Here is an 18,547-nt window from a genome sequence, read left to right as displayed (position 1 = left end):
GGTTTGCCCCGGAACGCCTTAGACCGACCGCGCGGATATGAACGGCGGTCAGCCCGCCAGGTCGAAACGGTCCGCGTTCATCACCTTGGTCCACGCGGCGACGAAATCCTTCACGAATTTATCCGCCGCATCATCCTGTGCATAGACCTCGGCCAGCGCCCGAAGCTGCGAGTTGGAGCCGAAGACCAGATCGACCCGCGTGCCGGTCCACCGGACCTTGCCGCTCTTGCCATCGCGGCCCTCGAATAGATCGCCCTTCTCCGAGGCAGCCTTCCACTCCGTCCCCATGTCGAGCAGGTTGGCGAAGAAATCGTTCGTCAGCTTGCCGGGCCGGTCGGTGAAGACACCGTTGGCGGAACCGTCGTAGTTGCCGCCGAGCACACGCATTCCACCAATGAGCACCGTCATCTCGGGCGCGGTCAGGGTCAGAAGTTGCGCCTTGTCGATCAGCAGATCCTCGGCCGAGACGGTATACTCGCCCTTGGTGTAGTTGCGGAACCCGTCGGCGATCGGTTCCAACACCTCGAAGGATTCCGCATCGGTCTGTTCCTCGGTGGCATCCAAGCGGCCGGGCGCGAACGGCACCTCGACCGTATGTCCGGCATCCTTCGCCGCCTTTTCGACCGCCGCCGCGCCGCCCAGCACGATCAGGTCGGCCAGCGACACCTTCTTGCCCCCTGCGGCGCTTGCATTGAAATCGCTGCGGATGCTTTCAAGCGTCTCGAGCACCTTCGCCAGTTGCGCGGGGCGGTTCACCTCCCAGTCCCTCTGCGGGGCCAGGCCGATGCGCGCGCCATTGGCGCCGCCGCGCTTGTCGGAGCCGCGGAAGGTCGAGGCAGAAGCCCAGGCCGTCTGCACCAGGTCCGAGACCGTGAGACCGGAGTCGAGCAGTTTCGCCTTCAGCGCGGTGATGTCGTCCGCGCCGATCAGCGGGTGGTCGGCAGCCGGAACCGGGTCCTGCCAGATCAGGTCCTCATCGGGCACCTCGGCGCCAAGATAGCGCGATTTCGGCCCCATGTCGCGATGGGTCAGTTTGAACCAGGCGCGCGCGAAGGCATCGGCGAATTCGTCCGGGTTTGCGTGGAAATGCCGCGAGAGCTTCTCGTAATCCGGGTCCATCCGCATCGCCATGTCGGCGGTGGTCATGAAGATCGGCACCTTCTTGGAGGAATCCTCCGCGTCGGGGGCCATGTCTTCGGGCTTGATGTCTTTCGGCGTCCACTGCCAGGCACCGGCGGGCGATTTGGTCAGTTCCCATTCATAGCCGAAGAGCACGTCGAAATAGCCCATGTCCCACTGGGTCGGGTTCGGCGTCCACGCGCCATCCAGACCCGAGGTGATCGCATCGCGGCCCTTGCCTGATTTGTGGCTCGACAGCCAGCCCAGGCCCATCGCCTCCAGCGGCGCGGCTTCGGGCTCGGGACCGACATTGGCGGCATCGCCCGCGCCGTGCATCTTGCCGAACGTGTGCCCGCCCGCGGTCAGCGCGACGGTCTCGTAGTCGTTCATCGCCATGCGCGCGAAGGTCTCGCGGATGTCATGCGCGGATTTGAGCGGATCGGGCTCGCCATCCGGCCCTTCGGGATTGACGTAGATCAGGCCCATCTGCACGGCGGCCAGCGGGTCTTCGAGGTCGCGGTCGCCCGAATACCGGCTTTGCTCGTGGTCGGTCGTGGCCAGCCACTCGTTCTCGGACCCCCAGTAAATATCCTGCTCGGGCTCGAAAATGTCTTCGCGTCCGCCGGCAAAGCCGAAGATCGGGCCGCCCATCGACTCAATGGCGACATTGCCGGCCAGGATGTAGAGGTCCGCCCAGGAAATCCTGTTGCCGTACTTCTGCTTGATCGGCCAGAGGAGCCGGCGCGCCTTGTCGAGATTGCCGTTGTCCGGCCAGGAGTTGAGCGGCGCGAAACGCTGCGAGCCCGACCCGGCACCGCCGCGACCGTCGCCGGTGCGGTAGGTGCCGGCGCTGTGCCAGGCCATGCGGATGAAGAGCCCGCCGTAATGGCCGTAATCCGCCGGCCACCAATCCTGACTGTCGGTCATCAGGGCGTGCAGATCCTTCTTGAGCGCGGCGAGGTCGAGCTTCTTGAACTCTTCGGCATAGTTGAAATCCCCACCCAGCGGATCGCCCGCGGGCGGGTTCTGATGGAGGATCCGCAGGTTGAGTTGATTGGGCCACCAGTCGCTGTTCGACGGCCCCAGACCCGCATTTGTTGGCACCCCGTGCATCACGGGGCATTTGCCGATGTCGTTTCCGTCCATGTCAGTCTCCGATCGTGGCTGGGTTGATTGCGTATGGGTCGGCGGCCGGCGGGGCGATACGCCGGCGGCCGCTGCTCTGCGGCGGCGATGCGGTCCTGCGCATGGCTCCCCCTGGCTGCCGGAAGCCCGCCGCACCGGCGCCGCCCGCATCTGCGGGCGGAGGGCGGCTTGGGCTCCGCTGGTTCCCGACGGGTACGGCCGGTCCACTGTCGCGGGCCGCCCCGGCGGGCGGACGCGGCTTGGCCGATTCCCCGTCTATGTAAGGGGTATAGCAAATTCACTCGATTGTCTTAAGTTGCATTTAATCATCGCGCCGATAACTTTATCTTATTACGCACGGCGGGCGCCCTGCACCGCCGTCACGCCGCAGTCAGCCGCTCCGGATCTATGCCGCGTTTCTCGGCACTCTCGCGCACCGCGTTCTGAAGCGTCTTGCTGCGTCGGAGCAACCGCCGGAAACGCGCCTCGTCGAGAACCAGAAGCGTGGAGGGTGCGATCGCCCGAACCTCCGCGCGCCGCGGCCTCTGCATGAGGATGGCCATCTGTCCGAACATCTCCCCCCGGCCCAGCCGCCAGGTCTGTCCCGCCGCTTCCAACTCCACCGCGCCCGAGGCAATGAAAAACACGCTACGCGCTGCGGCGTCCTTGCGCATCACCAGGTCGCCCGCATTGACATAACGGGGCCGAAGCGCACGGACCAACCGCCTGAGCGCCGCGTCGTCGAGATCGGCAAAGAGCCGGAACTGCCTTACCAGCTTGGCGCGGTGCACGCCCAAGTCGAGCTTGGGGCGCTCCTCCGCCCGTGCGCGGCGCAGCGCGATTTCCTCCATCAGCGAGGTATAGAGTTCCGGCCCGATCAGGCCGTCCTCGCGCATGGTCTCGTATTCGCGCTCCTCCAGACGCAGGGCGGTGCGGCGAATGAAGCGGCGTTCCAGCTCCTCCGCGTAGCCCGGATATTGCAGCCGCAGCGCCTCCAGCGCAGTGGTCACTGCCTCCAGCCTGCGTGCCAGCAGATCGTGCAGCAGTTCGGCCACGCGCCGCCCGTGGATGCGGCGGATGCGCGCGTCGATGAAACTGTCCAGATCGCGCAGGATCAGCCGTTGCGAGAGCAGTATCTCGAACCTGTCGGCGGTCATCCGCGCCAGGATGCGCGACAGCCGCAGCCGGTTGTGCATGAAAACCGCGGCGCGAAAGGCCCGCCCGTAATCCACGCTGACATGCGCGGCGCGCTGATAGCCGGTGCGCCCGCCCGAGCGCGCGGCCTCGATCAGCCGGTCGGCGTTGGAAAGCGCCTGATCGGCAAGCCGCGAGGAGATCGTGCGTTCCCGCAGCCGCGCCAGGATCGAGTCGCGCTCCGCCCCGGCCAGCGCGATGAGGCCCAGCGTGATCCTGTCCCGGTCGAGGATCTCGGCGCTCTCCTCGGCGGTCTTGACGGCCGCGTCCAGCCCCGCCGCGAAACGTTTCGCCTCGGAGCGGACGATATCGTGGCCAAGCTCGTAATTCCCCGTGGTCTTCGCGACGACCTCGCGCACGGTCTGAAGCGCCACCGCGATCACCTGGTTGCTGAGCGCCTGGTCGAGCGGCGAAAGCCGGTCCAGCCCCAGCTTGCCGATCACCCAGCGCAGCGTCGTGCCCTGCACGACCAGCGTGAAGAGCGTGAAGCCGGTCGCCAGGATGCCGACCACCCGCTTGACCTCCAGCGGCACACGGAAGCTTTCGGTCACGGCCAGCGCCAGCGCCAGCGTGACGGCCCCGCGCAGCCCGCCCCACAGGATTGCGGTGCGGTAGGGACGATCCACATGCGGCGAGAGACGCAGCGCCGAGAGCACCGGAAGCAACCCGAAGAGGATGACCGCGCGGGCCGCGATGGCCGCCGCCACAACCACCGCGATCAGCAGGAAATCGCCCAGGCGCACGCCCTCCAGAAGCCGCGGGATCAGCAGCGCGGCCAGGATGAAGATCAGCGCCCCCGCCCAATGCGCCAGCAAGTCCCAGACTTCCCGCAGGTTGACCCAGAACGCAGGCGCCAGCCGGCCCGGCCCCAGGAAGTTGAGCGTGAGCCCGGCACTGACCACGGCGATCACGCCGGAGGCGCCGATGCTCTGCTCCGCGCCGATATAGGCCAGGTAGGGTAATGCCACCGACACCGATATCTGCGCGCGCTCGTAACGCGGCATGAGCGCCATCATCCAGACCGCGATGCGCGCCGCCAGCCAGCCGGTCGCCACCCCGCCCGCAATCAGCATGGGAAAGCGCGAGAAGGCCCCCTGAAGCGTGGGGTCCGGCACACCCAGCATGACGAAACCCATGAAGAGGCCGAACAGCGCGATGGCGGCGGCGTCGTTGAGCAGGCTCTCGCCCTCGATGATGCGCACCAGACGGCGCGGCGCGGCGATCCAGCGGAAGATGCTGACCACCGCCGACGGGTCGGTGGTCGACACGATCGCGCCGATCAGAAGGCAGGCCGCAAGCGGCAGCGCGCTGGCCCAGGCGAGCGCATAGCCCACGGTCAGCGTGGCCACCACCACCGCCACGACCGCGAGCACCAGGATCGGCACCCAGTCGTCGATCATGCGCCGCAGATTCATGCCAAGCGTGGCCTGGAAAAGCAGCGTCGGCAGAAAGACATAGAGAAAGACGTTCGAGCGGATGGGCAGCGCCAGGATCGCCTCGGCCACCGGGTTCAGCGCGTCGGTCAATTCGGTTTGCAGGAAGAAGATCGCGCCGGCGCCGATCAGGATGCCCAGCAGTGCCAGGATCGCGCTGTAGGGCAGCCGCAGGCGGGTGGCCAGCGGCTCGGCCAGCGCGATGACCAGGAAGAGCGAGGTGATGATCGTGGTGACGATGACAATTTCCATGATCAAGCCATAGCGCGAAAACCGCGGTCCAGAAATACGCCTCGGCGCATCGGCCACCCGGTGCGGGCGTCCTGCCGCCGGCGGCAGGGCACAGGAATTGATCGGATACTCATCACGATGACGCCAGATATCTCCCGCCATTGTTGCTGTCCGCGAAGGGATGTCTACCTTCAGGCGGCTTTGCCCCTGGATGCGCAACGACGGGGGAGCGACGGCAAGCGGATCCCCGCGGCTGCCGGGGCCGCCTTGCCCTCGGCGCAGTGCTTGCGGGCGCATCGGGGTCGGATGACGGCACATGCGCGGGGCGAAAGTTTCGACCGCATGGCGCATCCGACACAATACGAACGCAATCCGCCAGAATGCCACCATTATTTGGTCAGATTCCCCGGCAAATATCGGAACTGACCGCCGCTGCCGCGATCATTGTTTCTCGCCGTGCCGCAAGCCGCCAATGGGGATTGATGAGCTCTGCACTCAACATAAACGTCGCCGTGCCCCAGGAGGGTTTTGCGGACGAACTCAAGCCGGGCACAACCCTGTTGAACGGCCAATACACGATTGAGAGCTTCCTGAAAGTCGGCGGGTTCGGCATGACCTATCTGGCCCGCGACAGCCTGGACCGGATCGTGGTCGTCAAGGAATGCTTTCCGGGTTCGCTGTGCAGCCGGGAGAAGGACAACGTCCGCCCGCGCTCCCGCGCACATCAGGAGGATTTCCGCTCGGTCGTGCGCCTCTTCGTGCAGGAAGCCCGCCGCCTGGCCAGCGTGCGTCATCCCAACATCGTCGGCGTGCACCAGGTCTTCGAGGATAACGAGACCGCCTATATGGCGCTCGACTTCATCGAGGGCGACGACCTGCTCGACATCATCGGGGATGACGGGTTCGCCCTGCCCCCAAGCCAGATCAGCGCTATGCTGGCGAAGCTCCTGGACGCCATCGGCCACGTCCATGAACACGCGCTGCTGCACCGCGACATCTCCCCCGACAATATCCTGCTGGACCGGTCGGGCGAACCCGTCCTGATAGATTTCGGCGCAGCGCGCGAGCAGGCTTCCAAGAAAAGCCGCGTGCTTTCGGCGCTGCATGTGGTCAAGGACGGCTACTCGCCGCATGAATTCTACATATCCGACGGACCGCAAGCCCCTTGCAGCGACCTCTATTCGCTGGGTGCCACCTTCTGTCACCTGATAACCGGCGAGGCCCCGCCCAACAGCCAGATGCGCCTTGCCGCCGTGGCCGAAAAGAAGGACGATCCCTATGTTCCGCTGGCTGGAAGGCTGACCGGATACGACCCCGCCTTCCTTGCGGCGGTCGACAAGGCGATGAACCTGTTTCCCAGCGAACGCCCGCAATCGGCGAAGGAATGGCTCGACCTCATCGCCGGCGATACGGCGCAGGCGGCGCCCTGTGCGCGGGCGCGCAACAGCGACATAACCGTGGTGCGGACCATCTCCCGCCTTGTCGCGGAGACCAACGAGGCTGTTCTGGCAGCGTGCCAGCAGGAAGAGGAACGCAAGAAGGCGATGGAGACGGCGCCGCCCGAGGAGGAGGTCAAAAAGCCCTATTTCTCCTGGCAACTGGAGGAAGACTGGCTTCTCGGCCAGGAAGAAGAAGACGAGGCCTGCGAACTCGCGGGGAACAACGCGGAAGACGACCCGGACGCATCAGAGTCGCTCACCGGCATGGACGGGACCGAGGCGGCCGCGGCGGCAGGTACCACTCCGCCGCCGGCCGACGTCCCCGCACAGGCAGCACGCGACCTTGCGGGCGCGCCCGACGGGACGCCCGATCCGGACGCGGAACCAAAAGCCCCGAAACCGCCGCCCCGCAGCCTCCTGGGCCGCTTCGGCAGAAATCTGAGAGCAGTGCTCCGGGCCTGAGGCAGGCGGAGCGACGAGAAAAGGAAAAGACGCCATGAAATTCTTCAGACGCAATTCGAAAGATGAGGCCGTCCACGCGGATCCGGATGAGCCGACTTCCCGGAAGGATGCGATGAACGCGGCCGAGGACTGGGCCGACGACGACATCGCCGCCTCGATCCTTGAGCGGCTTCGCGAAAGCACGCAGCTGGAAGGCGCGGCTCGGGAGGACGCGCCCAACGACGTCGAAATGGCCGCGGAACCGGCGCCCGACGCGGCCGAACCAGAAGGCGAGCCCGCCATCGCCGAGGCTGACGACCTAGAAGACGAGTCGCTTGATCTTCACGCGCTGGGTCACGAGCGCGGCGCCGCTACCCCCCAAGCCGATCAGGACAGTTCCGACGGCTTCGACAAGCGGATCAACCTCCTGCGCCGGCAACTGGCCGAGGCCAAAGGCGGCGACGCGGAGCAGTCTCTCCCCCGGCAGGAGTACGGCCGCCCCGAACCGGTCGCCGCGGCCCTTACCGAAGCGGAGCCCGAAGCCCCGATGGCGACACCGCAACGCCGCCTTCGCGCCAATACGGAGGTGATCACCGGGCGGTTCGGTGCGGAACCCGAAGATGGCGCCACCGCCGCCCAGATCGTCGAAGTGCCGGCCGCGTCCGCCACACAAAGCGGGCGTCGCGCGGGGCGCGTGAAGACCCGGCTTCTGGGGTTCGAGCACAGCAACCGGACCGAAACCGATCCGTTCGCGGCAGCCATCGAGGGCACCGCGAAGGAGGAACAACTCTACCCGGTGGGCTGGATCGTGGTCATCGCGGGCCCCGGCCGGGGGGCATCCTTCACGCTTTTCAACGGTGTCTCGCAGATCGGCCGCGGCGACGACCAGGCCGTAAGGCTGGATTTCGGAGATTCCAGCATCTCGCGCAGCAATCATGCTGTGGTCGCCTATGACGCGGAACAGCGCAAACACTTCCTAGGCCACAGCGGCAAGGCCAATATCGTGCGGCTCAACGACATGCCGGTGCTCAGCACCGAACCGCTGGCCGATGGTGACCTGATCCGGATCGGCGAGACGACGCTGCGCTTCGTGGCCTTCTGCGGCGAGGCGTTCGACTGGAACACCACGGCTTCCGAAGACGAGGACCATGTTGCGAACCTGTGACAGCGGGTTTGACGCGGCGGCGGCGATCAGCCAGGGCCGTCGCGACCACCAGGAAGACGCGCTGATCACCGATTTCCCGATCGGCAGCGACATGGGGTTCGTGGTGCTGTCCGACGGCATGGGCGGCCACGCCGCGGGCGACGTGGCCAGCAAGATCGCCGTGACAGAAGTGTTCAGCGAGTTGAAACTGCGCAGCGGCAATGTCGCCGCTTTCGAGGACGGCGCCCCGCAGATCCTGTGCGAGGTCGCGCACGCGGCGAATGCCTGCATCCGGGCCCATTCCCAGGGCCAGGCAGAGACACGCGGCATGGGTGCGACCCTTCTGGCGCTGGCATTCGTGAAGGACCGGCTCTTCTGGATATCGGTGGGCGACTCGCCGCTCTACCTCTTCCGGGACGGCGCGTTGCGACAGATCAACGAGGATCATTCCGCAGGGCCGCAGATCGACATGCTGGCGCGGGCTGGCCGGATGACCGAAGAGGAGGCCCGCGCGCATCCCGACCGGAACTGCCTGACCTCCGTGCTCTGCGGCGGGGACATCCCGCGGATCGACTGCCCGGCGGAGCCACTGGCGCTGCTCGAGGACGACCTTCTCATCGCCGCCAGCGACGGGTTGCAATTCCTGCCCCACGACGTGATCGGGGAGATACTCAAGGTCCACCGCTACAAGACGAGCCGGGAGATTGCCCATGCCCTGCTCGACGCGCTGCGCCAGCAGGATTACGACGATCAGGACAATGTCGCGCTGTCGGTCGTGCGCGCGGCGCCGCCGCGCTTTGCCGAACATACCCTGCCCGATACCGCCGAAGCCAGATTCATCCCCGAACACCGCGACGCGGGAACTGCGGCGGCACGGCGCCCGTCGCTGATGCGCGGGCTTTTCTCCTTGCGCGGACTGGCGTTTTCTAGGAATGAGGGCTGATGAATAGCGACAGTGCCGCAAAGTCCATTTTGTCGGAACTGGCCCCGTTGCTGGCGGCCGGCACCCTGCCGCGCGCCGCTCAGCGATTTGGCGAGAGCCTGGCGCAGCGGCTGGCCTCGCCAGTGCGGGTCGCGGTGGCCGGACTGCCGGGCAGCGGCAAGTCCCAGCTCCTCAACATGCTCGCCGGGCGCAGCGTGATCGCCGACGGCGCCGGCCTGCCCAGCCTGCGCCTGAGGCACGGATCGTCGCACAGGACGCTCCTCAGTGACCGGGACGGCAACGAGACGGCGCTGGACGGCATCGCGCTGGACGCGCCCGAGGCGTCCCAGGCCGCCGGGATCGTCGTCGAGGCGCCGTTGCCGGTGCTCGAACGCATGAGCCTTCTGGAAGTGGTTTCCGGCGCCTCCGGGGAGAGCCAGCGCCGCGCCCTCGAATACGGGGCCGCGCGGGCCGATATCATGATCTGGTGCACGCAGGAGTTTTCGCTCGCAGAACGCGAACTCTGGGCACAGGTTCCGGACCGGCTGAAGGATCACGGTTTCCTCGCCCTGACCAAGGCGGACCTGCTGCACAAGCGCCGACAGCTTGCGCAGCAACTCGCCGATCTGGAAGACGTGATCGACGTCGAGTTCTTCATGATCCAGCCCGTTGCCACGCTCCAGGCGCTGGCGGCGCTGGAACGCGAGGGATCGGTGGACGACGCCGCACTTTACGCCAGCGGCGGCAGGGCGTTGATCGACGGGGTCCTCAAGCATGTCGAACAGGGCCGCCGCGCCGATATCGACAATGCGGCTCTGCTGCTGCGCCGCTATGGTGGGCAAACATCGAAACAGCTGGGCTCGGCGCCGAACCCCGCCGCGGATACACCCGTGACAGCCCCCGAGCCCGCTCCGGCCGCGCCGCCGCGCGCTCCCGCCGCCGACCGGGCACCGCCGGAGACTGCCGAGGCCGCCGCCCCCCCGCCGGCACCGCCTGTTGCCGAGCCTTCGGCCGGCGAAGCGGCATCACCCGCCCCGCACGCGGCCGCGGCAGCGCTTCTGCGGGCGCGCGCTGAGACCCTGTCACGGGAACTGGAGGCATCGGAGGACGATGCCTTCGGCGCGGTTCTGGGCCAATGCACCGAGACCATGGACGAAATTGCCGATCTCTTCATGGAGCACGAGCCCGAGGACGCCGAACCCTCACCGCTGCATGAGGACGTGATGGAAGCGTCGGAACTCATGCTCCTGCTGCGCCTCGAAGAGGGGGGCGAGCAAGCCGAGGACGCGATTACGCTGCTGCTTCAACTCAGGCGCGATATCGAAACCGGGCTCACGGCCTGAAATCCACAAAACCCGTCACTTCTCGCCGGAAAAACGCCTCAGAATTGCCAACTTACATGCGGTTAATGGGCGGGAACGAGTCTGCGCTCACGCAGCGCGGCGACTATTCCGCGAAATTCCGGGAAATGGTTTCCGGCGCGTCGCAAATAAGTGTTCTTGGAAGGTGTTGGCAGGTACCAGATGAATGATGAGAGTGGGGCTCCCGAAATGCGCAGCGTGATCGCTGAGGCGAAGAACGCGCATCTGCTCAAGTCCGGCTTCGGCAAGCTCGCGGGGTTCCTGGAGAAATCGCGCGAACTCGACGCCGTGCTGGGCGAGCTTGCGGAGATTGGCGACGAGACCACCCGCGGCAGCGCAGAGCGCCTCAGACAGCAGCTTTCAGCCTTCGAGCCCAGCATCACGATGATCGGCCAGGTCAAGTCCGGCAAGACCTCGCTGGTCAACGCGATGATCGGCCGGCCCGGCCTGCTGCCCGCCGATGTGAACCCCTGGACCTCGGTGGTGACGTCCCTCCACCTCGACCCCGAAGCGCCACGCGCCGCAAACGGTGCCACCTTCCGCTTCTTCGACGACGAGGAATGGTCGCGGCTGGTGGAGAAAGGCGGACGGCTGGGCGAACTGGCAAGCCGGGCGGGCGCAGACGAGGAACTGGAAAAAGTCCACCGGCAGATCGAGGCAATGCGTGAGAAGACCCGTAACCGGCTGGGGCGCCGCTTCGAGATGCTGCTGGGCCAGGAACACGAATACAGCAGTTTCGACGAGGACCTGATCGAGCGCTATGTCTGCCTCGGCGACGATTTCGACGCCGAGGAGGATGACGATCCGGCCTCGGCCCATCAGGGCCGTTTCGCGGATATCACCAAATCCGCCGATCTCCATCTGCGGCGCGCCGAACTGCCGCTAAAGCTCTGTGTCCGCGACACGCCGGGGGTCAACGATACCTTCATGATGCGCGAGCAGATCACCATCCGTTCGATCCGCGAGAGCCGCATCTGCGTGGTCGTGCTGTCGGCGCATCAGGCGCTCTCGTCGGTGGACATGGCGCTGATCCGCCTGATCTCCAGCATCAAGTCGCGGGAGGTCGTGATCTTCGTCAACCGGATCGACGAACTCGCCGACCCGGCCAAGCAGATCCCGGAAATCCGCGACGCCATCCGGCAGACCCTCAAGAAACACGAAGGCCCGGCGGATGCGCAGATCATATTCGGCAGTGCCTACTGGGCGCTCAACGCGCTCTCCGGATCGCTGGGCGCCCTGACGCGGGAAAGCGCCGAGGCCCTGCTGAACTGGGCCGAAAGCGTGCTGCGCAACGGCGAGCTGAACGGCTCGCCGCTGGAAACCGTCTGGCACATTTCCGGCCTGCCGGCCCTCTTCAGCGCGCTGTCCGAGCGGATTTCCGAAAGCGTGGGCCAGGAGATGATCGACCGTGTCGCGCGCAGCGCCGGCAACCTGACGAAGGGCGTCCAGGCGGCCAGCGAGTTCGTGGCTGCGGGCGACGGCAACGCCCCGCGCATCTTGCATTTGGACAAGGCGGCGCTGAACGCCGAACTCGACCGGATCGAGGCCCGGAGCCTCGATCGGCTCGCACAAGAATTCGACACCATGGTCGCGGGCTACCACAACCGCCTGGACCGGGCCCATGCGAATTTCCTGGAACGCGCCACGGCCTCGCTCATCGGCCATCTGGAAAAGCATGGCGAGGAAAAGATCTGGAGCTACGAGCCGACGGGCCTGCGGCTGCTACTGCGCTCGGCCTATCAGGTGTTCGGCACCAAGCTGCAGCGCTGCACGAAGACCGTGTTCGGCGATGCCGCGTCGGACGTCGCCGATCTCTACCGGCGGGCCTTCGAGATCGAGGACGAATTCAAGATCGCCCCCCCCGGCACGCCGCGCATCCCGCCGCCGGTGTCGATCGACCAGACCATTGCGTTGGATATCCGCGGCAACTGGTGGCGTAGCTGGTGGCAGCGCCGGCGCGGCTATCAAGCCTATGCAGAAGCGTTCTACAAGATGATCAAGGCCGAAACCGACCCGATGCTCGTGGACCTCAAATCGGCCCATATCGAAGCGGTCCGCAACGACCTTACGGCGGCGCTGAAGGATTTCCTGTCCGAACAGCGCAGCATGCTGACGAGCCTGGGCGAGCCCGGTGAAGGCGGCCGCGCAAGCCTGGAGGAAATTTTCGGCGGCCGGGCGACCAAGGAACGTCTCGACGCCATCCGGGGCACCATGGATTCCCTGACCTGCAACGCCGCGTGACCATCAGTAAGAGGGTGTTTTCAAGATGAATATTGCTGACATACCGACCCCCGGAACCGGCGTGAAACAGCGCAAGCCCCGGATCGCCTTCATGGGAGAGTTCAGCGCCGGGAAAAGCACGCTGACCAACATGCTGATCGGCGCCGATCCCCTGCCCGTCAAGGTCACGGCGACGCAATTGCCGCCCGTCTGGGTCTCCTACGGGGACCAGAGCGCGTTCCGCGAGGACAATGCCGGCAATGTCGGGCCCTTCGATCTCAACAATATCGACAGCATCTCGCCCGACGAGACGCGGGTGATCCGGATCTTCCAGAAATGCGACATACTGGAGCTTTGCGATCTGATCGACATGCCGGGGATATCCGACCCCAACATGTCCCCCGAATTGTGGCAGAACGTGATCGAGCACGCCGATCTGGTGATCTGGTGCACCCATGCCACGCAGGCCTGGCGTCAGAGTGAGGCGGCGGTCTGGGACACGCTGGACCCCAAGCTCTACAGCCGCAGCCTGCTTCTGCTGACCCGCTACGACAAGCTGCTCAACGACAAGGACCGCAAGCGCGTCCTGCGCCGTGTCCGGCACGAGACCGATGGGCTCTTCGGCGGGTATTTCCCGATCTCGCTCACCCAGGCGATCGCCGCCAAGGACGACCGCGAGGAATGGGAACGCAGCGGGGCCGAAGCCTTCATGGAGCGGCTCGTGGAGCTGCTCCACGAGGTGGCGGCCGAACTGGAAAGCGGCGAGGACGGCTCCGCGGTGCGTCCCGCGCGGGAAATGAAACTCGACCGGATCGAACCGGAAACCGGCCCGGACGAAACCGATGCCGATATCGATGCCGAAGCCGAACCGGCCCGCCCGCGTGTCATGCCGCGCCGGGTCCGTCCGGTGGCCACCGGACAGAACCGCACCCGGCGGCCCGACCCCGAGGACGCGGCCACGTCCCCGCCCGACGGCGAGCCCTCCGAGGTCGCGCAATGGGCGGGTGTCAGGCCAATACGGCAACGCAACGGCACCTCCTGACCCGCATCACCTGAAGCTATCCGTTTCCCGCCCGTCCGGTCTTCCCACCGCTGCGTACTGCTGATATGGCTCAGCCATGGGATGGAAGCACGGCATCGCCTTTCGGTCTTTCGGGCCGGGTGGCCGGCATTTCCGTTCATCGGCCGGGGAGCGCAATGAAGATTGTCGACCATCTCGAAGAACTGCGGCGTAACTTTCCCGAATGCTCGACCGTGGCCTTCGGGGACATCTCGGCCGGTCTCGTGCTCTCGGTCAGCTCCGCGCAGCGGCTGCCGCAGGAACGCCTGGACGCGCTCTGCCTGACCGGCAAGGAACTGCTCGACGGGCGCACCGCCAGATCGGTTGGCACCGCGCTTCCGCCCGGCGCGGAACCGCTGCAACACGCCCTGCGGATGGAAGGTGGGGGGTTGGAGATATTCCTTCGCTCGCCCGCGGTCGCGACGGATGCGCTCTGCATCGTGGCGACACCGGAGGTTGATATCGACGCGCTGATCTCGCGGGGGCGCGCGGAATTGCAAGCGATCGGCGAGGTCTAGGCGGCGCGGGCGCGGCACCGCTGAATTCGAGACGCAAGGTGGGACAACGGTTTTGAGAGACGTCAGGAAACTCAAGGACAAGCTGGACCGGCTCGCTGCGGCGGAGACGCCGGCGGCGGCGTCCGGACGGCGGGATCTGGCGGGCGAAGGACCGCAGGAGCTTCTGGCCGCGATCCTGCGCGAGATCGACGACACGTTGCTGGGCCGTGAGCTGGATTTCCACAACGACCGCGGCGAGATGCTGGGCCTCGATGTCTCCGGGCGCCGGCTGCTGCGGGTGCGCGCCGTCGCGCCCGAGACGCTGCAGGAGACCTTTTCCGAACATCTCGATCAGCCGATCTCGGAGCTGCGGGACCCCGCGGCCGTCGCGCTGCGCGAACTGTTGCAGGTGTTTCTTGACGGGGTGCGGACGGTCACCGTCGAGCCACGCAAGCTCTCCCGGCGGCCGCGGGAGTCGCAATTGGGCTGCTCAGCCGACGCCCTCGCCACGGCCTGGGACGCATCTCTGATCGGCGAGGATCCCGCGCCAGCCCTCCCCGACGGCCCGGTCGGGACGTTTCTGGCGTCAGCCGGGGATCTGGCCCTGGCCTGGATCGCCCTGAGCGGGGAGGAGATCGCCGGCCGGGGCGGGGACGGCAACCATGCCGAACGCCTGGCCGCGCTGGCCGAGGGCGGCTTTGCCCTGCCCGGCAAACCCCGCGGCGACGGCTGCATACTGCTGTCGGGCAACGACGAGACCGGCGCATCGCTGCTCTATGGCGCGGCCGGCGAGGCGCGCGTGGCGTTGATTTTCCCATCCGAAAACCTGGCGCGGATCACCGCGCTCTGGCAGGCGGCGAATTCCTGACGCCACCTCCCTCCGCGATACCTGACCTTGGGCGGGCGCTCTCCTGTTACGCTCGCGCGGGATCAAGGGCGACACCCGTCGCGCGATCGCCAGACCGCCCGACGGGCGGGCCACTGCACGGCGCATCTCCAACCTATCCAACGTCCGCAAGGGCCGTCGCGGGCGCTTCGGTCCAGTTTCTCGGGACGGACCTCCCGCCGGCCGCCCGCGGCGGCCACCTCAGGCGGTCGTCGCGGCCGCCTCGCGCAGTTCCTCGTAATGGTCTGGCTCGGACACGAACCGCGCGGTCCCGCGTGTGGCGCTTGCGAGGCTGCGGAAAAGCTCCTCCTCCACGGACATGGGCATGAGCGCGCGGAAGACATCCCATCCGGCGGCAGAGGGATGCGCCTCGAACCCCAGGACCTGGCCCTTTATCCCGCTCATCAGCGGTACGAGGCCACCGGCATAGACCGATGGCACGTCGATGCTCACCTGCATGATCGGTTGCAGGATCACGGTACCGGCCTCCTTCAGGGCCTCCTTCGTGGCGTTCTTCGCGGCCGTCCGAAACGCGAAATCGGAACTGTCCACCGAATGGGCCTTGCCGTCCTTGAGGGTCGCCGCGACATCCACGACCGGATGGCCGGCAGGGCCTTCGGCCAGCGCATCGCGCACTCCGGCCTCCACCGCGGGGATGTAGTTGCGCGGCACGGCCCCGCCCTTGACCGTATCGGAGAAGGCGAACCCGCTTCCCAGCGGCTGGCGGCCGAGGGCCAGCACGACGTCGGCGAACTGCCCGGCGCCGCCGGACTGCTTGCGGTGCCGGTGGCGTAGTTCGACATTGCGCCGGATCGTCTCGCACAACGCGGTCGGCACCTCCTCGCACTCGACCTTGATTCCGAATGTCCCGGCCAGCTTGTCCACGACCCGGCGCAGATGCCGCGGCCCCTGCACGCCGATCACCAGATGCCCGCTGCGCTCGTCCTGCGTCACCGCAAGGCCGGTGTCGATCTCGCCCAGCCGCGTGAGCGCCGCAGAGAGCTTGTTCTCGTCGCGCTCGTGCAGCGGCCGCAGGATGCGCCGGAGCGCGGGCGGCGACGGCTGCGCCCAGTCGGGCAGCGCCACCGTGCCCTCGGAGGTCAGGAAGAACCCCAGCGCGATGTGGTCGCTCTTGATCGTCAGCCCCAACTCGCCCTCCCCGAGCGCCGAAACCGGCGTTTTGGCGTCGAGATCGTTGAGGCTGCCAAGCGTGTCGCCGCCCAGCCGCGCGCCGGGTTCGACCCCGCCCTGCAACGCGCGCACCAAAACCGTCTTGCCCAGATGCTTCATGCTGTCGGCCAGGCAGGCCACCGCCGCGACCTCTTCGCCAAGCCCCAGCCGCCCACGCAGGGCAGCGACCCCAGGCACCTCGTGGCGCAGGGACTTCATCAGCCGCTGGATGCCGTTGCCCATCGTGGCGGAACCGACGAAGGCGGGCACCAGGTCGTGATGCTGAAGCACGCGGGTCGCGACGGAATAGAGATCGTCGGTCATCGGCCGCTGGTCCTCGACGATCTGCTCGAGCAACCCGTCATCGAAATCCGCAAGCGACTCCAGAAGCTCGTAACGCGCCTCCTCCTCGCGGGCACGCATTTCCTCGGGAAGCTCGACCAAGGCGGACCGTTCGCCCTCGCGATACTCCCAGGCGCGTTCCGAGATCAGGTCGATGGCCCCGGATATCTGGCCCTCCGACCGGATCGGCACCTGGCGCAGGATGATCCCGTGGGCGCAATAGACCTGCAACGCCGCCACGATATCGCTGATCCGGTCGGCCGCCGTGTCCGTGCCGTTGATGAAGATGAAGCTCGGAACGCCAGAGGCTTCGAGGAGCCGCAGATAGGGTGCGCAGAGTACAGCCGCCTCGGCCTCGGCGGGGGCGCAGAGCACCGCGGCATCGCTGGCGGCCAGCGCCGGGCCGATCTGTGCGACGTTGTCGAGTCCGCCGGGAATGTCGAAGGCGGCCCAGCGTTCCTGCATGTAGTCGAAGCCCGTCACGCTGGCCTCGCCCATCATCCCCAGCCGGCGTACCGGTACGCCGTCGAGCCCCGCCAGCGCGCCGACAAGGCTGGAATTTCCCGAATGGGGCGGTCCGATCACGGTGAATGCTCTCATGGTCTTCTCCTCCCGCCACATCAGGCGCAATGACTTGCCCACTGCGCGATGGGGGAAGGCGCAATTCAGAGGCGTGCGCCCCGACCTGAGAAACCGAACCTACCTGCCCTTTTTCGCAGGCCGCGCCGAGCGGCCCGGAAAGGACATGCGTTTTCCCTCACATTCGGACATTCCCGTGCCGCCGGTCAAGAGGGCGCGGCGTCGCGAAGCCGACGGGCCGCGCCGGAAAGCCCCCTGCCCAGGTTTCGGCAAGGCCCGTTGCTGCGCCTATCGCTCCGAGACGCCGCCGGACGCGGTTCTGGAGGGTGGGGTTTCGTCCGCGGCCACTTCGGCATCGCCGGGGCGCGCGTCCTCGATGGAAACGACGCGCGTGGTGCGGGACATGTTTTCCTCGACAAGATCGACCGGCTTTCTGCGCACCGCATGGGTGGCGGGCTTGTTGTGGTTGAGCTTGATCACCGCGAAGGACACGTTGTCCTGTTCGGGGTCCGCCAGGTCGTTGATCGCGGCGAGAAGATGCTCGGCAATCTCCGCGCTCTTGCGGCGCCGGTACTTGTAAAGGATTTTTTCGATCTTCGGCTCGTCGAGATATTGCAGACCATCGCTCGTCACAACGACGATGTCGCCCACTTCGAGCGTGAAGGGTGTCTTGGGGCAGTCGGACCGTGCAACCCTGTCGCCGATGATCACCGATGTCAGGCAGTTGCGGTCGGGGTGGTCACGGCCGGCCTCCGCGTCGATCATTCCCGCCCGGACCATCGCATCGATCTGCGGCGCCATCGAGTGATCCTCGTTCAGCTGACGCATCTTTCCGCCACGCATGAGATAGAGCGGCGAGTCCCCGATCGACATCCAGTACATGCGGTTCTCGACCATGACGAGGGAGACAAGGGTCGCGCCCATGCCACGCACCCGCGGGTTCTGCATCACATAGTTCCGGACACAGGCATTCGCATTCGCCGCAGCCGAGGTGAGGTAGGCCGGAATCTCCGGCTCGCGCTCTCCGAAACTCGCGCTTTCGAATTTCAGCTCGCTGAAGACTTCGGTGACCACGATCTTGGAGGCCACGTCGCCCGCGGCATGGCCTCCCATTCCGTCCGCGAGAACCGCGACGCCGATATCCGTCCCAGTCGGGAAGTCGATGACAATCGTGTCTTCCTGGTAATCGCGCCCCCCCTGGCAAATCGCAGAGGCCACGTCGAACCTCGGTTCAGGCGATTTCCACATTATCCGCTCCCTTTTCTTCTTACTTCACGCCCGAAACACGTCCAGGCCACGCCGTCCCGCGGGGGACCGAACCCTTCCGTCAAGCGGGACGTGATCGTCAACGTATTGTTGCGCGTCTTCCGTGTCCGGCTCGTCA

General features: G+C 66.5%; 12 protein-coding genes. 8 read left to right on the top strand and 4 right to left on the bottom strand.

Features of this window, described 5'->3' with window-relative positions; translation table 11 throughout:
- Positions 1–48: 48 nt before the first annotated feature.
- Positions 49–2,265 (bottom strand): catalase/peroxidase HPI, encoded by a 2,217-nt coding sequence (gene katG, locus DDZ14_RS12870; protein ID WP_109425392.1) that lies wholly within the window; start codon positions 2,263–2,265, stop codon positions 49–51.
- A gap of 359 nt (positions 2,266–2,624) precedes the next feature.
- On the bottom strand, positions 2,625–5,123 hold the full coding sequence (locus tag DDZ14_RS12865; RefSeq protein WP_109425391.1) for a cation:proton antiporter: 2,499 nt from the start codon (positions 5,121–5,123) through the stop codon (positions 2,625–2,627).
- Between the two features lie 461 nt (positions 5,124–5,584).
- Between DDZ14_RS12865 and DDZ14_RS12860 the strand changes: the two genes are divergently transcribed.
- The 8 genes from DDZ14_RS12860 to DDZ14_RS12825 all read left to right on the top strand — a co-directional run bounded on the left by DDZ14_RS12860 (position 5,585) and on the right by DDZ14_RS12825 (position 15,054).
- Positions 5,585–7,003: a serine/threonine-protein kinase gene (locus tag DDZ14_RS12860; RefSeq protein WP_109425390.1), complete on the top strand. Its 1,419-nt coding sequence runs from the start codon at positions 5,585–5,587 to the stop codon at positions 7,001–7,003.
- Positions 7,004–7,037: 34 nt separating this feature from the next.
- Positions 7,038–8,147 (top strand): FHA domain-containing protein, encoded by a 1,110-nt coding sequence (locus DDZ14_RS12855; protein ID WP_233252573.1) that lies wholly within the window; start codon positions 7,038–7,040, stop codon positions 8,145–8,147.
- Positions 8,131–9,069, top strand: a complete 939-nt coding sequence (locus DDZ14_RS12850; protein WP_109425389.1) for a PP2C family serine/threonine-protein phosphatase — start codon at positions 8,131–8,133, stop codon at positions 9,067–9,069. Before DDZ14_RS12855 ends, DDZ14_RS12850 begins: the two co-directional genes overlap by 17 nt.
- Positions 9,069–10,391, top strand: a complete 1,323-nt coding sequence (locus DDZ14_RS12845) for a hypothetical protein (protein ID WP_109425388.1) — start codon at positions 9,069–9,071, stop codon at positions 10,389–10,391. Before DDZ14_RS12850 ends, DDZ14_RS12845 begins: the two co-directional genes overlap by 1 nt.
- 180 nt (positions 10,392–10,571) lie before the next feature.
- Positions 10,572–12,650 carry a dynamin family protein gene (locus tag DDZ14_RS12840; protein ID WP_109425387.1) on the top strand — a complete coding sequence of 693 codons (2,079 nt, stop codon included), beginning with the start codon at positions 10,572–10,574 and terminating at the stop codon, positions 12,648–12,650.
- 25 nt (positions 12,651–12,675) lie between these two features.
- Entirely contained in the window at positions 12,676–13,671 is a 996-nt protein-coding gene (locus DDZ14_RS12835; RefSeq protein WP_109425386.1) for a dynamin family protein, read from the top strand.
- A gap of 155 nt (positions 13,672–13,826) precedes the next feature.
- Positions 13,827–14,207 (top strand): hypothetical protein, encoded by a 381-nt coding sequence (locus tag DDZ14_RS12830; RefSeq protein ID WP_109425385.1) that lies wholly within the window; start codon positions 13,827–13,829, stop codon positions 14,205–14,207.
- Between the two features lie 52 nt (positions 14,208–14,259).
- Positions 14,260–15,054 (top strand): hypothetical protein, encoded by a 795-nt coding sequence (locus tag DDZ14_RS12825; protein WP_109425384.1) that lies wholly within the window; start codon positions 14,260–14,262, stop codon positions 15,052–15,054.
- Between the two features lie 219 nt (positions 15,055–15,273).
- On the opposite strand, the gene DDZ14_RS12820 is transcribed toward DDZ14_RS12825, so the two are convergent.
- Both DDZ14_RS12820 and DDZ14_RS12815 read right to left on the bottom strand, forming a co-directional pair.
- The gene (locus DDZ14_RS12820) at positions 15,274–17,184 is read right to left on the bottom strand and encodes an elongation factor G (RefSeq protein WP_109425434.1); all 1,911 of its coding nucleotides are present in this window, start codon (positions 17,182–17,184) and stop codon (positions 15,274–15,276) included.
- Between the two features lie 267 nt (positions 17,185–17,451).
- The gene (locus tag DDZ14_RS12815; RefSeq protein WP_109425383.1) at positions 17,452–18,411 is read right to left on the bottom strand and encodes a PP2C family serine/threonine-protein phosphatase; all 960 of its coding nucleotides are present in this window, start codon (positions 18,409–18,411) and stop codon (positions 17,452–17,454) included.
- Between the last annotated feature and the right edge of the window lie 136 nt (positions 18,412–18,547).

The sequence above is a fragment of the Maritimibacter sp. 55A14 genome, from assembly GCF_003122205.1.
GTDB lineage: Bacteria > Pseudomonadota > Alphaproteobacteria > Rhodobacterales > Rhodobacteraceae > QEYE01.
Note: the sequence above shows the minus strand (reverse complement) of the source record. Positions and strands in the feature narration are given on the sequence as shown.